19 protein-coding genes and 1 other RNA gene are annotated in these 18,852 nt (G+C 32.4%); 9 read left to right on the top strand and 11 right to left on the bottom strand.

The annotated features are described in order from the left end of the window. From glmM to NSA01_RS00230, 6 genes are all read right to left on the bottom strand, one after another. Positions 1 to 1,350, bottom strand: coding sequence for a phosphoglucosamine mutase (gene glmM, locus NSA01_RS00255; RefSeq protein ID WP_257479532.1), 1,350 nt, complete (start codon positions 1,348 to 1,350; stop codon positions 1 to 3). 21 nt (positions 1,351 to 1,371) lie between these two features. Next, positions 1,372 to 2,943, bottom strand: a complete 1,572-nt coding sequence (locus NSA01_RS00250; RefSeq protein WP_257479531.1) for an NAD(P)/FAD-dependent oxidoreductase — start codon at positions 2,941 to 2,943, stop codon at positions 1,372 to 1,374. Beyond that, on the bottom strand, positions 2,943 to 4,169 hold the full coding sequence (locus NSA01_RS00245; RefSeq protein WP_257479795.1) for a CdaR family protein: 1,227 nt from the start codon (positions 4,167 to 4,169) through the stop codon (positions 2,943 to 2,945). Before NSA01_RS00245 ends, NSA01_RS00250 begins: the two co-directional genes overlap by 1 nt. Continuing rightward, positions 4,156 to 5,016 carry a diadenylate cyclase CdaA gene (cdaA, locus tag NSA01_RS00240; protein WP_257479530.1) on the bottom strand — a complete coding sequence of 287 codons (861 nt, stop codon included), beginning with the start codon at positions 5,014 to 5,016 and terminating at the stop codon, positions 4,156 to 4,158. The genes NSA01_RS00245 and cdaA overlap by 14 nt, the downstream gene beginning before the upstream one ends. Before the next feature lie 262 nt (positions 5,017 to 5,278). Further along, entirely contained in the window at positions 5,279 to 5,926 is a 648-nt protein-coding gene (locus NSA01_RS00235; RefSeq protein ID WP_257479529.1) for a YhcN/YlaJ family sporulation lipoprotein, read from the bottom strand. Between the two features lie 86 nt (positions 5,927 to 6,012). Then, a complete protein-coding gene (locus NSA01_RS00230) occupies positions 6,013 to 7,266 on the bottom strand; it encodes a hypothetical protein (protein ID WP_257479528.1) in 1,254 nt (417 codons plus the stop codon). 118 nt (positions 7,267 to 7,384) lie between these two features. On the opposite strand from NSA01_RS00230, the gene NSA01_RS00225 reads away from it, so the two are divergent. Next, the gene (locus NSA01_RS00225) at positions 7,385 to 8,086 is read left to right on the top strand and encodes a glycerophosphodiester phosphodiesterase (RefSeq protein WP_257479527.1); all 702 of its coding nucleotides are present in this window, start codon (positions 7,385 to 7,387) and stop codon (positions 8,084 to 8,086) included. Beyond that, positions 8,083 to 8,598: a DUF4358 domain-containing protein gene (locus tag NSA01_RS00220; protein ID WP_257479526.1), complete on the top strand. Its 516-nt coding sequence runs from the start codon at positions 8,083 to 8,085 to the stop codon at positions 8,596 to 8,598. The genes NSA01_RS00225 and NSA01_RS00220 overlap by 4 nt, the downstream gene beginning before the upstream one ends. A 186-nt stretch (positions 8,599 to 8,784) precedes the next feature. On the opposite strand, the gene NSA01_RS00215 is transcribed toward NSA01_RS00220, so the two are convergent. After that, positions 8,785 to 10,218 (bottom strand): 3D domain-containing protein, encoded by a 1,434-nt coding sequence (locus tag NSA01_RS00215; RefSeq protein ID WP_257479525.1) that lies wholly within the window; start codon positions 10,216 to 10,218, stop codon positions 8,785 to 8,787. Between the two features lie 184 nt (positions 10,219 to 10,402). Between NSA01_RS00215 and ffs the strand changes: the two genes are divergently transcribed. The 4 genes from ffs (at position 10,403) to NSA01_RS00195 (ending at position 12,961) form a co-directional block, all read left to right on the top strand. Continuing rightward, positions 10,403 to 10,668: signal recognition particle sRNA large type (ffs, locus tag NSA01_RS00210), an RNA gene on the top strand. Positions 10,669 to 10,693: 25 nt separating this feature from the next. After that, positions 10,694 to 11,599, top strand: coding sequence for a DMT family transporter (locus tag NSA01_RS00205; protein ID WP_257479524.1), 906 nt, complete (start codon positions 10,694 to 10,696; stop codon positions 11,597 to 11,599). 157 nt (positions 11,600 to 11,756) lie between these two features. Continuing rightward, positions 11,757 to 12,284: a VanZ family protein gene (locus NSA01_RS00200; RefSeq protein WP_257479523.1), complete on the top strand. Its 528-nt coding sequence runs from the start codon at positions 11,757 to 11,759 to the stop codon at positions 12,282 to 12,284. A gap of 47 nt (positions 12,285 to 12,331) precedes the next feature. Further along, the gene (locus tag NSA01_RS00195; RefSeq protein ID WP_257479522.1) at positions 12,332 to 12,961 is read left to right on the top strand and encodes a VanZ family protein; all 630 of its coding nucleotides are present in this window, start codon (positions 12,332 to 12,334) and stop codon (positions 12,959 to 12,961) included. 177 nt (positions 12,962 to 13,138) lie between these two features. On the opposite strand, the gene NSA01_RS00190 is transcribed toward NSA01_RS00195, so the two are convergent. From NSA01_RS00190 to NSA01_RS00180, 3 genes are all read right to left on the bottom strand, one after another. Continuing rightward, a complete protein-coding gene (locus tag NSA01_RS00190; protein WP_257479521.1) occupies positions 13,139 to 14,884 on the bottom strand; it encodes an NADH-dependent [FeFe] hydrogenase, group A6 in 1,746 nt (581 codons plus the stop codon). A gap of 15 nt (positions 14,885 to 14,899) precedes the next feature. Continuing rightward, positions 14,900 to 15,973, bottom strand: coding sequence for an NADH-ubiquinone oxidoreductase-F iron-sulfur binding region domain-containing protein (locus tag NSA01_RS00185; RefSeq protein ID WP_257479520.1), 1,074 nt, complete (start codon positions 15,971 to 15,973; stop codon positions 14,900 to 14,902). Positions 15,974 to 16,120: 147 nt separating this feature from the next. Next, entirely contained in the window at positions 16,121 to 16,291 is a 171-nt protein-coding gene (locus NSA01_RS00180) for a hypothetical protein (protein WP_257479519.1), read from the bottom strand. 83 nt (positions 16,292 to 16,374) lie between these two features. Between NSA01_RS00180 and NSA01_RS00175 the strand changes: the two genes are divergently transcribed. Beyond that, positions 16,375 to 17,349 carry an AIR synthase family protein gene (locus NSA01_RS00175; RefSeq protein WP_257479518.1) on the top strand — a complete coding sequence of 325 codons (975 nt, stop codon included), beginning with the start codon at positions 16,375 to 16,377 and terminating at the stop codon, positions 17,347 to 17,349. A gap of 257 nt (positions 17,350 to 17,606) precedes the next feature. Here NSA01_RS00175 and NSA01_RS00170 read toward each other — a convergent pair whose 3' ends face one another. Next, complete coding sequence (locus NSA01_RS00170; protein ID WP_257479517.1) at positions 17,607 to 17,795, bottom strand: ferredoxin; 189 nt, start codon at positions 17,793 to 17,795, stop codon at positions 17,607 to 17,609. 172 nt (positions 17,796 to 17,967) lie between these two features. Here NSA01_RS00170 and NSA01_RS00165 point away from each other — a divergent pair, with 172 nt between their 5' ends. After that, positions 17,968 to 18,402 carry a LytTR family DNA-binding domain-containing protein gene (locus NSA01_RS00165; RefSeq protein WP_257479516.1) on the top strand — a complete coding sequence of 145 codons (435 nt, stop codon included), beginning with the start codon at positions 17,968 to 17,970 and terminating at the stop codon, positions 18,400 to 18,402. 11 nt (positions 18,403 to 18,413) lie between these two features. Then, a complete protein-coding gene (locus NSA01_RS00160) occupies positions 18,414 to 18,839 on the top strand; it encodes a DUF3021 domain-containing protein (RefSeq protein WP_257479515.1) in 426 nt (141 codons plus the stop codon). Positions 18,840 to 18,852 lie beyond the last annotated feature (13 nt).

Here is an 18,852-nt window from a genome sequence, read left to right as displayed (position 1 = left end):
TTATACTAATCTTTCTTCGATTAATTTAGCGAGTACCGTTGCGTCTTTTTTAATTTCTTCCTGATTTTCCCCTTCGATCATAACTCTTACCAAAGGTTCGGTTCCGCTTGTTCTGATAAGAACCCTGCCGTTTCCGGCATATTTTTCTTCTATTTTTTTAATTGCAGATACTATTACTTCATCTTTATCATAGTCGTTCTTTTTATCATTATTTACCGTCGCATTTATTAGTACCTGAGGATAAATAACCAAATCTTTTGTAAGTTCGGTTACGTTTTTACCGTATTCTTTTGCTGCCTTGCAAACAAGTAAAGCCGTAGCTATACCGTCTCCCGTAGAGTTGATATCGGAAATGATCACATGTCCCGACTGTTCTCCTCCGATATTAAATCCTTCCTCCAGCATTCTTTCCACAACGTATCTGTCACCGACACCGGTCTCACTGATATTGATACCTTTTGCCTTTAAGGCTTTTTTTACTCCAAGATTACTCATAACGGTAAGTACCAAGGTATCTTTATTCAACTTTCCTTTATCCTTTAAATAACAGCTTAACAGATACATTATCTTATCTCCGTCAAACTCTTTGCCTTTATCGTCTACAAAGATAACTCTATCGCCGTCGCCGTCGAAAGCTATACCAAAATCAGCATTAGTCTCGAGAACTTTATTTGATAAATTCTTAACACTTGTAGAACCGCATTTATTATTGATATTTACTCCGTTCGGATCGTTAGCTATCAAAACAGTATTTGCACCCAGCTTTTTAAAGATTTCCGGTCCGACTTTATATGTAGCACCGTTTGCCAAATCCAATACGATATTTAGACCTTCCAAAGAATCTATATCTAATTTAGATAATAAATATTTTATATAAATATCTCCCGGATAAGCAATCTTAGTCTCTCTGCCTATTTTATCTCCTACAATATTTCTGTCTCTGACTTTATCGAAAATATATCTTTCTATTTCATCTTCGACTTCATCCGGCAGTTTATGTCCGGTCTTACTAAAAAACTTTATTCCATTATACTCATATGGATTATGAGAAGCAGAAATAACTATACCGCTGTCGGCATTAAACTCCTTAACCAAAACAGAAACGGCAGGTGTTGGAATTATCCCTGCATTTAAAACATTTCCGCCCGCAGACATTATCCCGCTTACCAGTCCCGCATAAATCATATCCCCCGAAATCCTGGTATCCATACCTACTACGAATGTAGGTACTTTATCATTATCCTTTGTTAATTTTATCGTAGCTGCATAACCTATCTTATGCGCCAACTTTGAGGATAACTGTGTATTAGCTACTCCTCTTACTCCGTCTGTTCCAAACAATCTTCCCATTTACTTTCCTCCTAAGTAATATTAATTTTCATTTATGGCAAGTGCGGCTTTAATTCCATCCACTGCGCTCGATAATATGCCTCCGGCATATCCAGCACCTTCCCCTATAGGATAAAGCCCCTTTATATTTTCACTCTCTAATGTATTTTTATCTCTTAAAATCCTTACGGGAGAAGAAGTCCTCGTTTCAACCCCGGTGATTATACCATTATAAAATGTTTCAAAAAAATTATTAAATGAGATTAAAGAATTTTTTATTGCATTATTCAAGTTTTTGGGAAGAAGCTCATTTAAATCGCATTCTTTAACTCCCGGTAAATAACTCGGTTTAACAGTAGTTTTTCCCTTTAAACCTAAATAGTCATATATGCTCATGTATGGGGCTTTATAATCGCTCCCCCCCATTTCATAAGCTTTTCTTTCCAATTCTTCCTGAAATATAATTCCTGAAAACAAATCATTCCCATAGTCAGTTTCATTTACGTTTACTACGATTGCAGAATTGGTATTTATCATATTCCTGCTCCTAAAGCTCATTCCGTTTGTAACGACCTGTCCCTTTGAACTTGCACCCGCAACAACTACGCCTCCCGGGCAGTTGCAAAAAGAATAAACGCCCTTTTTCGTTTCTTCATCATGATATGTAAGATTATAATCAGCGGCTCCGAGGACTTTATGTCCTGCATAATCACTGTAACAGCACCTGTCTATATCTTCTCTCAAATGCTCCACCCTAAATCCTAATGCAAAAGATTTGCTTACCATACTTACATTATGTTTATGTAACATCTTAAATGTATCCCTTGCACCATTACCGATACCCATTATCACGATATCTGATAAATACTCATCTTTATCATTGACTATGATACCTTTGACTTTATCATCATCTACTATAATATCGGTTACTGTAGAAGAAAACTTAAACTCTCCTCCATAATATTCTATTAAAGCTTTTAAATCATCAACTATTGTTCTAAGTTTATCCGTTCCGAGATGAGGTTTATTCAAGTATTTTATTTCCCGCGGTGCTCCGCAGCTTATAAATGTATCCAGCACTTCGTTTTTCAAAGGACTTTTTATCCTTGAATTTATTTTCCCGTCGGAGAAAGTTCCGGCTCCGCCCAAACCAAACTGAACATTGGAATTTTCATTAAGAACAGCATTATCAAAAAAGTCCTTTACGGTTTTGACTCTTTCTTTTACTTCTTCGCCTCTTTCAAAAATAATTGGTTTATATCCCATTTTAGCAAGATATAGAGCCGCAAACAGACCGCTTGGACCGCTGCCCACGATAATAGGTTTTATATCTTTATTTTTATTAAAATTGATTAAGTTTTCTTTTTTATTTTCATATATACTTACCCTAAAACCTCTTGCTTTTGGTTTTGTGGGATATGAAAGTACAACGGAATAGACATAAAAAATACCATCTGTATTCCTTTTTCTTGCATCCAGAGATTTTCTTATTATTTTTAAATCCTTGACCTTCTGTTCGGTAAGTTTAAGTTTATTTATTATTACTTCTCTTTCTCCGCTATGAGACAGATTTTCTATATTTATTTTTATATTTTCAATTAAATATTTTCTCACTATTTTATTTGTCCTTTAGTTATTTTTACACTTACTGAATTTTTGCTCACACTTTGAATTTTTACACCGTCAGGTATCCCCTGAGTACTTATTTTTATTGCTACGGAATGAGTCCCTTCAGTTAGTCCAGATAAGTCAAGAGAGCCGACAAGATTTTTTTCGCTTATTTCATTCAATAAAGCATTGTCTCCCGAAAGCAGGACACCAACCTTATCATCAATTACTTCCGCACTGAGTCCCTCAGATAAATTATCAAAAGTAAATGAAGTTATATATATGGTTTTTTGTTTATCTCTGTCAACAGAAACACTTACATCCACGGTATCCTTAGAGTCCACAGCATGAACTCCCTCAGGTAAATCCAAATCAAGTTTCTTGTCTATTGAAGATGTTATTTCGGATAAATCCAAAACTTCGGTATTTACAGTCTCGATTGAATTCAAAACATCTTCCGGACCGGATATTGTTATTTTAGTTTTATTGGGCGTTATACTTGTAATTTTATATCCGTCTTTGGACTTACCTTTTGTTTTTACATTTATGTCTACTTCTTTGGTTCTTCCTATGTTGACATTGACACTCGTAGTTTTGGGAGACAAATCGACATCTTTTATTTTTTTACCATTTTCATCTACAGCATATAAATTCACATTAGAAGTAAAATCCTCACTTCTGTTATAAACATCTACTGTACCGACAATAGCTTTTACCTTATCTACACTGTTTGAAGGTCCCGATATGTGGACACTGTCTACACTGGAGGAAAGGGATAGTACACTATACCCTTTCTTGAGTTCTCCGGTCTGCTTTATCAAAGGGATACTTATATCTTTATTACCCATCTTATCGACCGTTACCTTAACAACGTTGGGAGACTGATCCACTACGGTTACATCACTAGGTATACCCTTAATATTTATATTTAAAGTATAAGTCCCTTCCGTAGAGATATCTTTCAAATCCACACTTGCATGGATATTTTGATTATTCATACTTTTTACCAAAGAGCCCTTACCGTATACCTTTATGCTCTCTATCTTTTCTTTGGATAACTTTACTACAAAATCATTTTGATCCAGATTATTTGTATTCGTTATTGCAATCGGAATATCCTCTATCCTGCTATAAGCCATATTATCCCCGTCGCTCGTAGCATATGCCCATAAAAGTAAAGCTAAAAGAAAAGAAATCAATAATGTCATGATTTTACTGTTATTTTTGTCCATCACTGTGTTTTCTCCTTAGCATTTTAGATTTACCATTTTTATGAGAAGGTTCTTCGATCAATATTTCAGTTAATATTCTCCTTATCCCTCTTTCTCCTACAAATCTGGAAAGCTTACCGCCTATTGCATAAGAAATGACTCCGTTTTCTTCAGAAACCATAAGTGAAACACAGTCGGAATGCTCGCTTATACCTATCCCCGCACGATGTCTTGTACCTATGCTGGTAGAAAGATTTTTATTTTTCGACAACGGAAGAAGGCAAGCGGCTGCTCTTATCCTAAGGGTTTCGCTATTTATGATAACCGCACCGTCATGAAGCGGTGTAGCGTATTCAAATATATTGTTAAGCAGTTCGGTACTAAGTAAACTATCCAGCTTAACTCCCGTTTCCACCACATCATCGAGAGGTACTTGTCTTTCAATCACAACAAGTAAACCCGTCTTGGTTTTGGATAATGCACTTACGCTCTCAACTATTTGATCCACTGCAACACTGGGTGAATCAAGGTCCTTTTCCATGAATATATCTTTTAAATGTTTGACATTTGTTTTACCGATAGTTTCAAGCATTTTTCTAAGTTCCGGCTGGAACATGATAAGCAGTGCCAATAATCCAACGGTAATTATATTTTTAAACACAAAATTAACGGTAACAAGCCCAATCCAGTCACTGACCTGGGTTATCACCAATATTATGATTATTCCCTTTGCTACCTGCTCCGCTTGAGTACCTTTTATTAGCCTGATAATAGCATATATAATAAAAGTCATTATAAGAATATCGATCGCCGATAATATAGTAAAAGATTGAAATATCTGATTAAAAAAAGATGCTATCTGAGACATTCTATTTACCTTACCTCATTTTTATATTAATATTACTTAGTAAATAAATACTTACATTAAATATCTATCATTATTTAAATACTATTATTCCCAATAAATAACAATTTAATATTTTTTATATACTAAGAAAACTAAACAAACGTTTAGCTATATAATTTATTATACATTATTTTATGGAAAATGCTAAAATTTAATTAAATATTAATTTAAAAAGAACATAATAAAAAAGTCTCTTTGAAATCAAAGAGACTTTATATTATCATTATCTTATATCAAACAAATTTAAAACATCGTCTGTAATATCTTTTAAATCATTTCCGATAACGTTAACTAAAGAAGTGTATCCGTTAACTTTATCTGAAAAGTAGACATTCTTAACCTGAGGGTATCTTTCTTTTATAATGTTTCCTATTTTTGCTTTTTTCTTAGTCGATAAACTGTTTGAGTTGGCTTCAGTTTTAACTCCGCAGTATGCTCTATTATCAATAATCACGACTTTTACATCATCGATACCCGATATCTTTTTGATATCATTATATGCAGCATTTCCTTCCTGCTTATTCTTAGCAGAAGAAGATGAATTATAATATCCTGTATCGTTAGATGTATACTGTCTGTACATTCCGCTGTAATCAAACTGATATGGTGTTAATGAAGAATCATTCTTTGTTACATTATCATTTCCGTCAGTAACATTCTCTGCACCGTTTCTAACATCATCAGCGGCATTATCAACACCGTTCTTTACGTCATTACCTATATTTTCAGCACCGTTTTTCACATCGTCTGCAGCGTTTTCGATAGCATTACCTTTTTTGGTATTTGTATCATTGCTAACGTTCCCGCAGCCGGCAAAAGTAGACAGCATCATAAATGAAGCTAGAGTTATAGTCATTATTTTTTTATTCATTTACAATCCTCCTTTCTATATTATTATTTAAAAAGAAGGATTTTTATATGCTGGTAATAACTTGATTATAAAGTATTATTTGTATATTAAAGCAGGCAAATTTTACCTGTTTTTTCGCTTATATACATAAGCCAGTAACCAAAACCGTCATATGCACTCGGCTCATAATAAATAAATCCCGTTGAACCCAAAAACGGCTGTGTCTTATCATTTTTACTTCCCAAAATCCCGTAAACATAATATTTTATTTCGCCGTCTTCAAAGAGCTTACCGAAAATCCAATTAGGCAAAATCGCATTTTCCAGCTCTAAGTTTTTATATCCCATATAAGGATATAACATCGGCATAACAAAACCGTTATATATAATATTTATATCATTTAATCTTTTATCTGTTTCATCTACGATAAAAAATTTATGATCTCCTTCGACTTTTGGAAGGTTATCTGTTTGAAATACCTCCATAATGTCTTCTACCAAAACATCATTTGCATTTATGACTACTTTAGGTATTTCTTCTTTTTCTGTCTCGGTTTTTTCTTCAACAAATTCAAATTCATCATTTTTTTTCTCATCAGCATTATCATCGCTGATATTATCTATTGCGGCTTCGAATTCATCGTTATCGTCTTCTGATTTATTTTTGTTTTTTGGTGAAAAAATTTCAAATAATCCTCTTAATGCATCGACATCTTCTTCGGTATTTCGGATTTCTTCTTCCAATGAAATAGTTTCTTCATTATCATTTTCAATTAAATTTACCGATTTTTCATCTTTTAACTTATCGGTTTTTTTATTTATACTTTTTTCTTCTTTAGAAGTGACGATATCTTCTTTTTCAAAGCTCTCGTCTTCATTTTCGTAAATTTCATTAGTTATTTCTTCTTCGGTATTATTATTCTCTTTTTTTTCTTCTTTTATTATTGTTATATCTTCTTTTACGATTTCTTTTTCATCGTTTATCGTTTCATTGTTTTTTAAAAAAGGTATTTCGATTTCCTTTTCTTCTTCCGCTTCTGTGTTTTCGAAATCTTCCTCTTTTTTATATTCAAATAAAACATCTCCGGAATAAATATCAACGATTTCTATTTTATCGAAAGTTTTGACTTTTTCTTTTTCAACATTTATTTTCTTATTTTCCGATTTTAAACTTTTAACTTCAAATATAGCAGAAGTATATTCTTTCGTATCCATTATAAATACCACTGCATATTCACTGACAGGCAAATTCTCCAATTTTAAATTTATTTCGAAAATATCATTTTTTTCTTTTATATCACAAATCAAATTCGCACTGTTATTTCCAAGGTTAACAAACTCTTTATTTACTAAATCTATCATATTCTCCTCCTACTTACTTATAATTATTTATATTCCATTAAATATAAATTATGAAAACATTAAATCTATTTACTTTACCTCTTAAGTAATATATATTAGAGCAAAGAAGGTGAATAATATGTCAAAAATATGCGCACATAGAGGAATGCTAAAACAAAAGACAGAAAATACAATAAGTTCGTTTAAAGAAGCGATGAAGTATGATATAGATAGTATCGAGCTTGATGTACATTTAACAAAAGATAAAAAGTTAGTGGTTTTTCATGATTTTACATTAGAAAGAATGTGTAATATCAATGAATATATAGCAGAGCTTACATATAATGAAATTAAAAATATAAAAATAAATAATGAGGATAGTATCCCATTATTCAAAGATGTTCTTGATTTATTTACAGATACTGATATAAACTTAAACGTTGAATTAAAAAGTTCTTCATATTTATATAATGATATTGAACAAATGACTGTAAATATGATAAAAGATTATAATATGGAAGACTATACTATATTTTCTTCATTCGACCACAGAGCACTGAGAAAGATAAAAGAAATAGATAAAACATTAAAAGTCGGAGCTTTATACGAAGGTTTTTTTGAAAACATAATAGATTATGCAAAAGAAAATAACTTTGACGCCATACATCCACAATTTTTATGCATTGATGAAAATATAATAGATAAAGCAAGAGAAAATAATATTGAAGTAAATTGTTATACTATCAACACTTTAAGAGAATATAATTATATTAAAAATTTAAAGGTCGATACTATTATAACAAATATAGCAGATAAAATTTTAAACGAGGGGAATAAATGAAAAGAAGAATAGCTATTTTATCAATGCTCACCATATTTTGCACTACTTTATTTATGGGGTGCGGTAAAAAAGAATATATAACTACTTTAAATCTCAGAAAGACAGCTAATGTAATAGAAGAACTTACATATGAAAAAGACGGTAAGAATGTCCCTATATTTTATAATATGACTTCTCCCAATGAGAAAGAAATCAATAAAATCTATAAAATTGATGAAAGTATGTTAGACGAACTGATTATCAAACAATCCGCCTTAAGTACAAAAAGCAATCTGTATATACTTGCAAAAGTAAAGCCTGACAAAAAAGAGGAAGTTAAAAAAGCTATAGATGATTATATGATCGGTTATGAAAATACTTGGAAAGGTCAAAATCAGGCAGAATATAACTTAGTGGTAAACAGAAGTTATTATGAAAACAATAATTATTTGATTTATGTTATATCATATGATAATAACAAAGTGATAGATGCTTTCACATCATCATTTGAAGAAAAAGAAGTCTCAAAATAAAGGATATAGAAATCTATTCTTTTTTATAAGATAACTATAATGAAAAAATCGGAAAAATGTTTTTTACTTGGATAGAAAAATTATACTTTTATAACTATAGCCGTAAACACAATAATAAAAAAGAAAAAAGTGAAACAATTTAATAAGAAGTAATAAAAAACACATTGGATATCCAATGTGTTTTATTTATTTAAGTATGTATGCGTCCATTGTCCTTCTTCCAAAAGCCAGTGCTTCTGAATGAGAGGAAAAATAAATATCTATCCTGCCGGATGTTATAGCACCGCCTCTGTCTTCAACAGTGTATATACCGCCGTTAGGTCTGTTTGCCATAGACGGGAAATAAACTTTGGTCCCAAAAGGAAGCCCACTCCAAGCTGCTATTGTTCTATTTGCAGTTGCATATGTACCGCTGGCAGTTCTTCCGGTGGATTTACCGCAGCAGACCGCACATGAGCAGTAAGCCGTAACATTGACCGTTATCTTTTGATTATACTTGACAGGAGCCTTTCCGTCAGCTTCCGGAAGCATTATGGTATCATCGGAATCTTTCGCTACTTCAACAACTTTGTTCTGAACCGGTTTTACAACTGTCTTGGTCAAATTAGTCGTTGAAACGACTTTTCCCTTGGAATTTGTAGTCACAACACTGATAAAACTAAGTTTACCGTTTTGCCCTTCTTTCACGACTTTTTCATCTTCGCCGTCAAGAGAATCTACTTCTTTATAAACGGTTTTATATTTTACTTTTTGTGTCTTATTGACAAGCTTTTGATTTTTATCGAGTACCGCGTATACGGAAGTATTCTTATGCTTTATAGACGATACTTTTTTATTTTTATCGACTTTAAAATTTGCCTGCTTGACTATATCTTTTTTACTTTTTAGTCCGGTATCGACTTTTACTATTTTCTTACCATTGGTAACAAGTACTTTATCCGCACTTGTAATGTTTATAACATCATTATTTTTAAGCTCTGCATCCAAAGGTTTTGATATGGTATCCTTGCTTGAAGGAGATATCCCTGCCTTCATAAGAGCCTCCGATGTGGTCAAAGTTCCTATTTGTTTTACACTTACTGGCTTTTCATCATCCACAACTATACTTACATTCAAAGTAGACATATTTATAAGAAGCGCGGAAAGTCCGACCATTGCCGTTATAAAAAAGCAAATGCATATAGGGATAAGTTTTTTATTTAAATAATCTTTTGCTTTTTTCTTTTTTGGATTTTGAGGTACTTCACCGTCTTCATCCATTTTATCCAAATGCTCCAAAGCTTCGATAACATCCATATTTTCTTCTTCGATTAATTTAGCAGCTTTAAGCGTATCTTCATCTATCTCTTCTATCGGCTGCATAATCTTATTTTCATCATCAGATAATTCTTCCGATATAAAACTTTCATCTTTTGAAGAGACATTTTTATCATCTACTTCATCAATGTCAACAACATTATTTGCTTCTTCGATATCATTTAAATTATTCAGCTTTTCCTCTGACTTATCTTGAATATTTTCGGTTGCGGACTCTATTATATTTATACTATTTTCATTTATGTCTTTTTCCGATTTTGATTTTTTTATAGTATTCAATTTTTCTAAAAGTTTATTTTTCATACTACAATAATCACATCCTTTAAAGATTTTTAGTATTTAAAATATACCTTAAATATGATATTTTGTCAAATTTTGAAGGGCGATTGTGGAATGTAATTTTTGCCACCACAATATACAGTGGGTATAAAAATATCCTTTATTTTACTTGACTTAAGAGAGGAAAAAATCTATAATTTATAATTAGCTACACTAGGTGGGGAGTTAGCGGTGCCCTGTACTTGCAATCCGCTACAGCAAGACTGAATTCCCACTTTGAGGCTGGTAAAATTAAGGTTTGCGCCTATACTTGGATGTTGAGAGTTGGGCTTCGTGCAATCATACCTTATAAACTCCATCAGGTGCGAGAGCAAGCAGTGGTAAGTAAGTGTTATGATGTGCCCCGAAACTACCTGGCTTGAGTTCATTTATGGGAAAGCATTTGATTTTATCATGTCGATGGTGGGTGTGTAGCCTAAAATCATATACGAGACAGGCAATGGATAATAAAAATAAAAAATTTTACTTCATATTGGTACTTTCTATAATGTTTGCCAATACAGCTGTGATTTTCACCAAAAATGCATTGAGCTTTGGTGCCATGCCGATTATAATAGGGTTCTACAGATTAGGCTTTTCTGCTTTGATCGTAGTGCCTTTTGCTTTATATAAGGAAGGAAAACATTTTCTAACTTTAACCAATAAAGAAAAAGCATTCTGCATACTGGCAGGAATATTCATGGCGCTTCATTTTTTATGCTACTTTTCTTCTCTTATGTATACAAACGGATTTATCGCGACCATAACCAGTGCGGTCCAGCCCATTGTGATAGCTATAGCATCATACTTTTTATTCAAAGAAACAATAAATAATAAAAGTATCTTGGGAATGTTAACAGCGGTGATTGGCATCCTTTTTATAGGGATATTTACTTTTTTGAATTCAAAAGGAAATAATTCTTTCATCGGATTTATAATTTCAATGATGACGGCTTTATTCTTTTGTGCTTACTTATTATGTTCTAGAGGAGTACTTAAAAGAGTCAAAGAATATACGTTTCTTGCTATATTATTTACTACGTGTGCGGTGATATTGGGTATAGGTGCGATAATAACAAAAACACCATTTACAGGTTACCCTACTCAGATGTATCTAAACTGCTTCGGGCTTACATTCTTCTGTACGATACTCGGACATGCAATAATGAATATATGCGTAAAATACGTCTCTGCGACCGTAGTAAGCGTAGTAAGCCTCACCGGTCCCTTATTCTGCACTATGTACGATTTTATGTTTTTTGGTGAAAAAGTACTTCCATTTCAAATCATAGGAGGTCTTATCATTTTAGCCGGAGTATATTTATTTATAAAAAGCGATAAAAAAACAGAAAAAGAAATCGAATAAACAAAAATTTATTAAATTAAATACCGAAAATGAAAAAGATTTAAACCAATCAAAGCTTAGATCTTTTTTTATTATTTATCTTCATAATATATTAATACTTTCTAAATAATATCCTAAAATGTTTATGTTATATTCTAAATATAAAGGAGTGATTGATATGAAAAAAGAAAAACGTTTATCCTTATGGGATATTTTATTATATATCACAATAATATTTTATATTTATTTTTTACTGAGTAATATCCTATTTAAATATGTTACACCCGCAGGATTATTCGAAAGCGGAAGATACTATTCAAGGAGTATAAATCTCATTCCCTTTAGCGATTTATTTAAAGGTGTATACAATAGTCTCGATATATTCGGAAATATGATATTATTCATGCCCTTCGGATTATTTTTAAAAATCCTACGACCAAACAATAAAATCATTAAAAATATATTCTTATTCTTTCTAATAAGCCTAAGTTTTGAAACGCTCCAGTATATACTTGCGATAGGAGCGAGCGATATAACCGATATCATATATAATGTGATCGGCGGGATTTTAGGAATAGGTATATATAACCTCCTAAAATTGATATTTAGGAAAGAAGAGATTACAAATAAAATTATTATAATTCTGGGAAGTATTATGATGATAATTGTTATTATACTTCTTATACTTTTAAAAGTTTATAATTAGCTTTTTTTTATAGAAAAATTTTTAGAATAAAAAAGCAGGAGTTCACTATGCAAATTCAATTAAGCTTATTTGAAGCTATTATGGATACATTATATTTAAAACCTTTATTTTTTATCGGATTATTACCGATTTGTATATTTTTATATATAGCTTTTAAAAACAACACAGAATTACCTAAGGCTAAGACAATAATATGTACTGTTTTAATGTACTATTATATATGTTTATTATTTAATAATGTTGTTGGGATACCGACACTAAAAGAATTTTTTAGATTATCCCGCTTGGGAGAACCATTCTTCAACCCAAATATCAACTTAATCCCTTTGGATAATGGAATCGGAGCAGAATTTATACTAAATATCCTTTGCTTTGTACCTTTAGGATTTTTACTCCCAATGCTCAGTCGTTCCTACGAAAACTCGAGAAAGGTAATATCCTTTGCCTTTGGACTATCATTAATGATTGAAATAAGCCAGTTGTTTACACTATACAGAGCAACTGATATAAATGATTTGGTTACCAATATTTTCGGAGCTGTCAGCGGATATATATTATATAAATTTATTTTAAAGATTAAAAGCCCCAAAAAAGCAGATGTTCTTCAAAGTGATTTGACCAAAATCCTCCCAACATTGATTATAATGATCTGTTTAATATTTACATTTATAAGTTAAGTAATAGAATATAAGCAATAATAAAATTTTTTAATATAAATAAACCAATAGTTTTATAACTGCAAAGAAGTAATCATTGAAAAAATAAAATTAAACATAAATAATAATGTTAACAATAATTTACTTTAATAAATTAAACAATAAAAAAGGACCTTAGATTTAAGGTCCTTTTCTTTATTATTTTACAAAGTCATTGCTTCTGTCTACGTATGTAGTATGAAGTATTTCATGAGCTTTATGTGAATTTGGTTTTTCCAAGAACTCTTTATATACTTTTTGAACTGAAGGATTTTCATGTGATTTTCTCACAGGTCTTACATTCTTATCCTGGTTATAAAGGACTTTTGCTCTTTCCTGAGGAAGAGATAATCCCGCATTTATAAGCTGAGAGTTTACGATAGGTTGTCCACCTCCGTTTACACAGCCTCCAAGACAAGCCATACATTCAATAAAGTCATAATCGGCTTCTCCTTTTTTAACTTTATCCATAAGCTTCTTAATATTTGCACCGCCGTGAACAACAGCTACTTTTATTTCTTTTTCACCTGCTGTTATAGTTGCTTCTTTAAGTCCGTCTAAGCCTCTTACAGCCTCGTAATCAACATTTTCGCATACTTCTCCTGTTATAGCTTCAACGGCTGTTCTTGCCGCTGCTTCCATAACACCCCCTGTTGCACCGAAGATTACACCCGCACCCGAGCTTTCTCCGTAGATAGGGTCAAAGTCTTCATCATCCAAGTTCTTAAAGTCTATACCCGCTTCTTTTATCATCCTTGCAAGTTCTCTTGTTGTGATACATACATCGCTGTCAAATAGATCATCTTCTTTAAGCTGTTCTCTTGCTACTTCGAATTTCTTTGCCACACAAGGCATAACGCTTACGACATAGATATCTTTAGGATCTATATTATTTACTTTCGCATAATGAGTTTTGATTAAGGCTCCTGTCATAGCCTGAGGCGATTTGCATGAAGACAGATTATCCAAAAGCTCAGGATATTCCTGTTCACACATTTTTACCCATGCAGGACAGCAGCTCGTGATCATAGGAAGAGTTCCTCCGTTAGACACTCTGTCTACAAGTTCATAAGCTTCTTCCATAATAGTCATATCAGCACCGAAGTCAGTATCGAATACTTTATCAAATCCGAGTCTTCTCATGGAAGCGACCATTTTACCTGTCACGTCTGTTCCGATTTCATATCCGAATTCTTCACCTAAAGCGGCTCTTACCGCAGGAGCAGGCTGAACCACTACGTGTTTGTTTTCATCACTCAATGCTTCCCAAACTTCATCAACATTTACCTTTTCGGTTAAAGCACCCACAGGACAATTTATTATACATTGTCCGCAGTTGATACAATTAGTATCCGCAAGGACATCGCCTTTAACGGGTCTTGATTTGGAATCAAATCCGTTGTCTTTACCTATCAAAGCACCGATACCTTGTATCTTAGCACAAGTATTTATGCATCTTTTACAGTAAATACATTTTGATTCGTCTCTTACAACGGACAGCGATTTATCATCATATGTATCGGAAGAAAAATCTCCTTTGAACGGTACTGTATTGACACCTAAATCATTAGCTAATGTTTGAAGTTCACAGTTACCGCTTCTTATACATGTAGTACAGTCTCTGTTATGGTCTGATAAAGTAAGTTCCAAAGTATTTTTTCTCGATTCTCTTACTTTTGGAGAATTCGTAAACACTTCCATTCCTTCTTTTACAGGGAAGTTACATGCACTTCTTAAGACATCGGAACCCTTGATTTCAACCACACACATCCTGCAAGCTCCGATTTTATTATGTTCCAAGAAACATAAAGTCGGGATGTTGATACCTATTTGTCTTGCAGCTTCAAGAATAGTCGTTTTATCTTCAACACTAACATCGACATTATTTATTTTTAAATTTACCATTTTTAATACTCCTAATTATTCCTTTATAAAATCATCTCTGAAATTTTCTAAAGCTGTTAATACAGGAACCGCACCTTTTTGCCCTATAGGACAAAGAGTACCTATGTTCATGTTGACTGCAATAGATTTTATCATGTTATAATTATCTTTATCTGCATTTCCTTTGACAACGTCTTTCACCATTTCGTCCATTCTTTTGGTTCCGACTTTGCAAGGAAAACATTTTCCGCAGGAAACCTTTAATAAAAATTCAAGATAATCGGAAATTTCTTCTGCCATATCGGTACTTTCATCCAATACTAAAATAAGTGCGGTACCTCTTATCATACCGTTCATCATAAGAGACATGAAATTAATTTTATCATCTAACTTATCTACGGACAAATACTCGGGATAAGGAGCACCTACTTTAATTGCTTTTACGGTTCCTAATGCTCCGCCGGCGATTTCTTCTATAAGTTTTCTATATGTAGTCCCGTCTTCGATTTCATATACTCCGGGATTTTTAACTTTTCCGCCGATAGCAACTCCTTTTAAGCCTTTTGTAGGAGCAGCTTTATAACTATCTTGTACTATAGCAACTACGTTTGCGAGAAGCTGTGCATTTTCCTTCAAGCCGTCTACGGATTCTTTGCTTACAGTGATATCTTTATCGGTAAGACCCGCATCTTTCGCATCATTTACAGCTTTAAAAATTCTCTCGTATGCAAGTTCATCACTTACGACAATAACACCTTTTTCTGCATTATTTGCATGCATAAAGATTATCATAGCTTCAACAATCACGTGAGGAGCTTCTGTTTGTACCTTTAAATCAAGAGTTGCCATCGGATCTTCGGTTTCACAAACGACGGTTTGTGCTCCGCTCCATCTGTCAGCACATAATTCATTGAGTTTCTTTCTTGCTACAAGATTTGCATCTTTTAGTATACTTTTTACGTCTACTTCGTTATTAACAACTTTACTGCTTGCTTTATAGCCGCCGAATGCTACATAATCGTCCAAGCAAATCGGATTTACAGCACCGCAGTACTTATTGGCATTTTTGGTTAAATCTGCCAATACTTTTTTGGGATCTAAATTTTCCATAACTTCCTAATTACCTCCAAGTTATTATAAGACATCTTAAAACTAAATTTCAGTCTCATTCTTCCTTTTATTACACACACCGTTATAATAACAAAATATATACTATTTTTCAACTTAAATTGACTTATGCACATAAAAAAAATCCATTTATTTTAAATGGATTTTATCGTATTCATTACTCTTTAAAATCTTATTCTCATCTTTTGGTAAATAGTACATACATTTATCGCTTAAACCGGAAATATATAAGGGAACTTTATACAAAGTGCACATTCCCCCGTCCTGATGCTTACAGTCCAAAGTACAGTTAATATTCATTAAAAAATCTCCTAAAAAGTATTCACTATGAGTATTAACCAAAATGTGATAAAATATTTATAAATCATATGGAGAAATAAAAAATGAATGACGGAAAATTATCAAACGAAAATTTAGAAAAAATATTATTCAATAAAATCAAAATAAAAAATAAAGAAGTAATGATCGGAGCAGGGATAGGAAAAGACACCGCCATGCTGGATTTTAAAAATGATTTATTTATAATATCAACCGACCCCATTACGGGAAGCAAGAACGGAATAGGAAAATTATGTGTAAATATTTCCTGCAACGATATCGCGACTGCCATGGCAAGACCTGTCGCAATGATGATAACCATGCTTATTCCCACATACGCTAAAATAAAAGATGTTGAAGAAATAATCGATGAAATCCTTTTGACCTGTGACGAAAATGATGTAGACCTTATAGGAGGTCACACAGAAGTCACCTCAAGCGTAAATAAGTTTATATTAAGCGGAGTATGTATAGGAAAAAAAGAAAAAAGAGAAGGATTATCACCGCGTGCGGGTGATAAAATAGTCATGAGCAAATATGCGGGACTGGAAGGAAGTGCAATAGCGGCACTCGACTTGGAAGAAGAGATAAAAAAAATACTATCCGACGATGAACTAAAAAGGACGAAAGAACTTATAAACCATACAAACGTAATAAAAGAAGGTTTGATAGCAAAAGATCATGAAGTCTCCCTTCTTCACGATGCAACCGAAGGAGGTGTACTCGGAGGAGTTTGGGAAATGGCGACAAATTCTGGTTTAGGAGCGGTAATAAATATAGATGAAATACCAATTTTAAATGAAACAAAAAAAATCACAGAACATTTTGATATAGACCCATATAAACTTATCTCAAGCGGAGTGATGTTATTTATAACACCTAAAGATAAAGAACTGATAGAAGCCTTGAAAAGAGAAAATATCCCCGCAAATACGATTGGATATTTAACGGAAGAAAAAGAAATCTATACCATAAAAAATAATAAAAAGGAATTACTGGAACCACCCAAACAAGACGAACTTTATAAGATAATAAAGTAATAATTTCAAATAAAAAAAGAGATAAAAATTATCTCTTTTTAATACCATTACAATAATATCCCACCCCAAACACCATTTTTAATTGCTACTTACAAATAACACGGGGAGGGGTAGCAGCCACTCATAGAAAAATCGGGTAGATTTTTCATGAGATATGGCTGCGTTATAAGGCTCGCGCCGTTTGAGCGAAAGCATTTAAATCCAATTTTTATTGCTTCGGATAAAAATTGGCGGATTTTAAGGCGGAGCCTTATATCTTATTGTACATCTATAACCGCAACGGGACAGCCTTCCGCGGCTTCTCTTGCCAAAGTTTCTTCACTTTCGCCTTCGGGCTGTTTGATTACTTCTGCTTTTCCGTCGTCTGCAAACTGAAATACATCTTCACATGTTGAAACACAAAGTCCGCATGAAATACAGCCTTCTCTATCAATAACTACTTCCATTTTATCCTCCTATATTTAACTTTCTATCTCTATATTATTTCTCTTCAATTAAAAAATATTCTTTATAAATGTTAAATTTTGTATCTTGCCTCCTATTTACTGCCTCTTATGTGAAAACCGATGACAAAATTTAAATTATCCATTATTATATCCTTAAGAAAGGAAAACAGATATGAAAGTAAAAATCAAGCTGGAAGAAAACATAAAAGAGCCTTACATCGTTATTTTTGCAAATGAGATAACGGACGAAATAAGGAATATCAATGAAATATTATCAAAAAAAGATAATATTTTAACGGGGAATTATAATGAAAAAATCATAATAATCGATAAAACCGAAGCAGAGATAATAAGGACTGAAGAAGGAAAGAATGTTATATATTTAAAAGATAAAAAATGCTATACGAATAAAAGGTTATATGAAGTCGAGGAGCTTTTGGGAAAAGATTTTATAAGAATATCCAAATCAACTATAGTGAATATCAAAAAAATAGATTATGTAGAGCCTTCTTTTAATTGCACAATGATAATAGTAATGAAAAATAAAGTAAAAGATTATATTTCAAGAAAATATTTAAAGAGCTTCAAAGAAAAGCTTGGGATATAGGAGGTATATAAATGAAAAAAATAATAAAATTAACACTCGGCGGTATAGCATGGGGTTGTACGATGTTCACTATAATAGGTATTATAATTGCTCTTATAATTGGAAATAGCGGTTCTTTTATGATGAGCACTTCGGATTATATAAAGCAGGCTTTGTTATCCATTATAATCGGAATAGGTTTTACGGTTCCGAGCATCATATATGAAAATGAAAACATATCAAAATTTCTTCAGTTTATCATTCATATGGGAATAGGGTTCACGATATATATGATATGTGCATATATAGCAGGCTGGGTCCCTACGAGTCTTGGAGCGGGCGCTGTAATATTATCGATAGCATTTTGGATAATCATTTCACTTGCCATATGGTTTTTATACTATATGTACTATAAAAAAGAAGCAGAAAACATAAATAAAAAACTTAAAGACAATTAAAAAAGACAGCTTA

Source organism: Anaerofustis stercorihominis (assembly GCF_024623185.1).
Classification (GTDB): domain Bacteria; phylum Bacillota; class Clostridia; order Eubacteriales; family Anaerofustaceae; genus Anaerofustis.
Note: the sequence above shows the minus strand (reverse complement) of the source record. Positions and strands in the feature narration are given on the sequence as shown.

What these genes read in the sequence shown, in the direction of transcription:
- glmM (WP_257479532.1), bottom strand. Translation starts at nt 1,350, where the DNA reads ATGGGAAGATTGTTTGGAACAGACGGAGTAAGAGGAGTAGCTAATACA.
- NSA01_RS00245 (WP_257479795.1), bottom strand. Translation starts at nt 4,169, where the DNA reads ATGGACAAAAATAACAGTAAAATCATGACATTATTGATTTCTTTTCTT.
- cdaA (WP_257479530.1), bottom strand. Translation starts at nt 5,016, where the DNA reads ATGTCTCAGATAGCATCTTTTTTTAATCAGATATTTCAATCTTTTACT.
- NSA01_RS00235 (WP_257479529.1), bottom strand. Translation starts at nt 5,926, where the DNA reads ATGAATAAAAAAATAATGACTATAACTCTAGCTTCATTTATGATGCTG.
- NSA01_RS00230 (WP_257479528.1), bottom strand. Translation starts at nt 7,266, where the DNA reads ATGATAGATTTAGTAAATAAAGAGTTTGTTAACCTTGGAAATAACAGT.
- NSA01_RS00225 (WP_257479527.1), top strand. Translation starts at nt 7,385, where the DNA reads ATGTCAAAAATATGCGCACATAGAGGAATGCTAAAACAAAAGACAGAA.
- NSA01_RS00220 (WP_257479526.1), top strand. Translation starts at nt 8,083, where the DNA reads ATGAAAAGAAGAATAGCTATTTTATCAATGCTCACCATATTTTGCACT.
- NSA01_RS00215 (WP_257479525.1), bottom strand. Translation starts at nt 10,218, where the DNA reads ATGAAAAATAAACTTTTAGAAAAATTGAATACTATAAAAAAATCAAAA.
- NSA01_RS00205 (WP_257479524.1), top strand. Translation starts at nt 10,694, where the DNA reads ATGGATAATAAAAATAAAAAATTTTACTTCATATTGGTACTTTCTATA.
- NSA01_RS00200 (WP_257479523.1), top strand. Translation starts at nt 11,757, where the DNA reads ATGAAAAAAGAAAAACGTTTATCCTTATGGGATATTTTATTATATATC.
- NSA01_RS00195 (WP_257479522.1), top strand. Translation starts at nt 12,332, where the DNA reads ATGCAAATTCAATTAAGCTTATTTGAAGCTATTATGGATACATTATAT.
- NSA01_RS00190 (WP_257479521.1), bottom strand. Translation starts at nt 14,884, where the DNA reads ATGGTAAATTTAAAAATAAATAATGTCGATGTTAGTGTTGAAGATAAA.
- NSA01_RS00185 (WP_257479520.1), bottom strand. Translation starts at nt 15,973, where the DNA reads ATGGAAAATTTAGATCCCAAAAAAGTATTGGCAGATTTAACCAAAAAT.
- NSA01_RS00180 (WP_257479519.1), bottom strand. Translation starts at nt 16,291, where the DNA reads ATGAATATTAACTGTACTTTGGACTGTAAGCATCAGGACGGGGGAATG.
- NSA01_RS00175 (WP_257479518.1), top strand. Translation starts at nt 16,375, where the DNA reads ATGAATGACGGAAAATTATCAAACGAAAATTTAGAAAAAATATTATTC.
- NSA01_RS00170 (WP_257479517.1), bottom strand. Translation starts at nt 17,795, where the DNA reads ATGGAAGTAGTTATTGATAGAGAAGGCTGTATTTCATGCGGACTTTGT.
- NSA01_RS00165 (WP_257479516.1), top strand. Translation starts at nt 17,968, where the DNA reads ATGAAAGTAAAAATCAAGCTGGAAGAAAACATAAAAGAGCCTTACATC.
- NSA01_RS00160 (WP_257479515.1), top strand. Translation starts at nt 18,414, where the DNA reads ATGAAAAAAATAATAAAATTAACACTCGGCGGTATAGCATGGGGTTGT.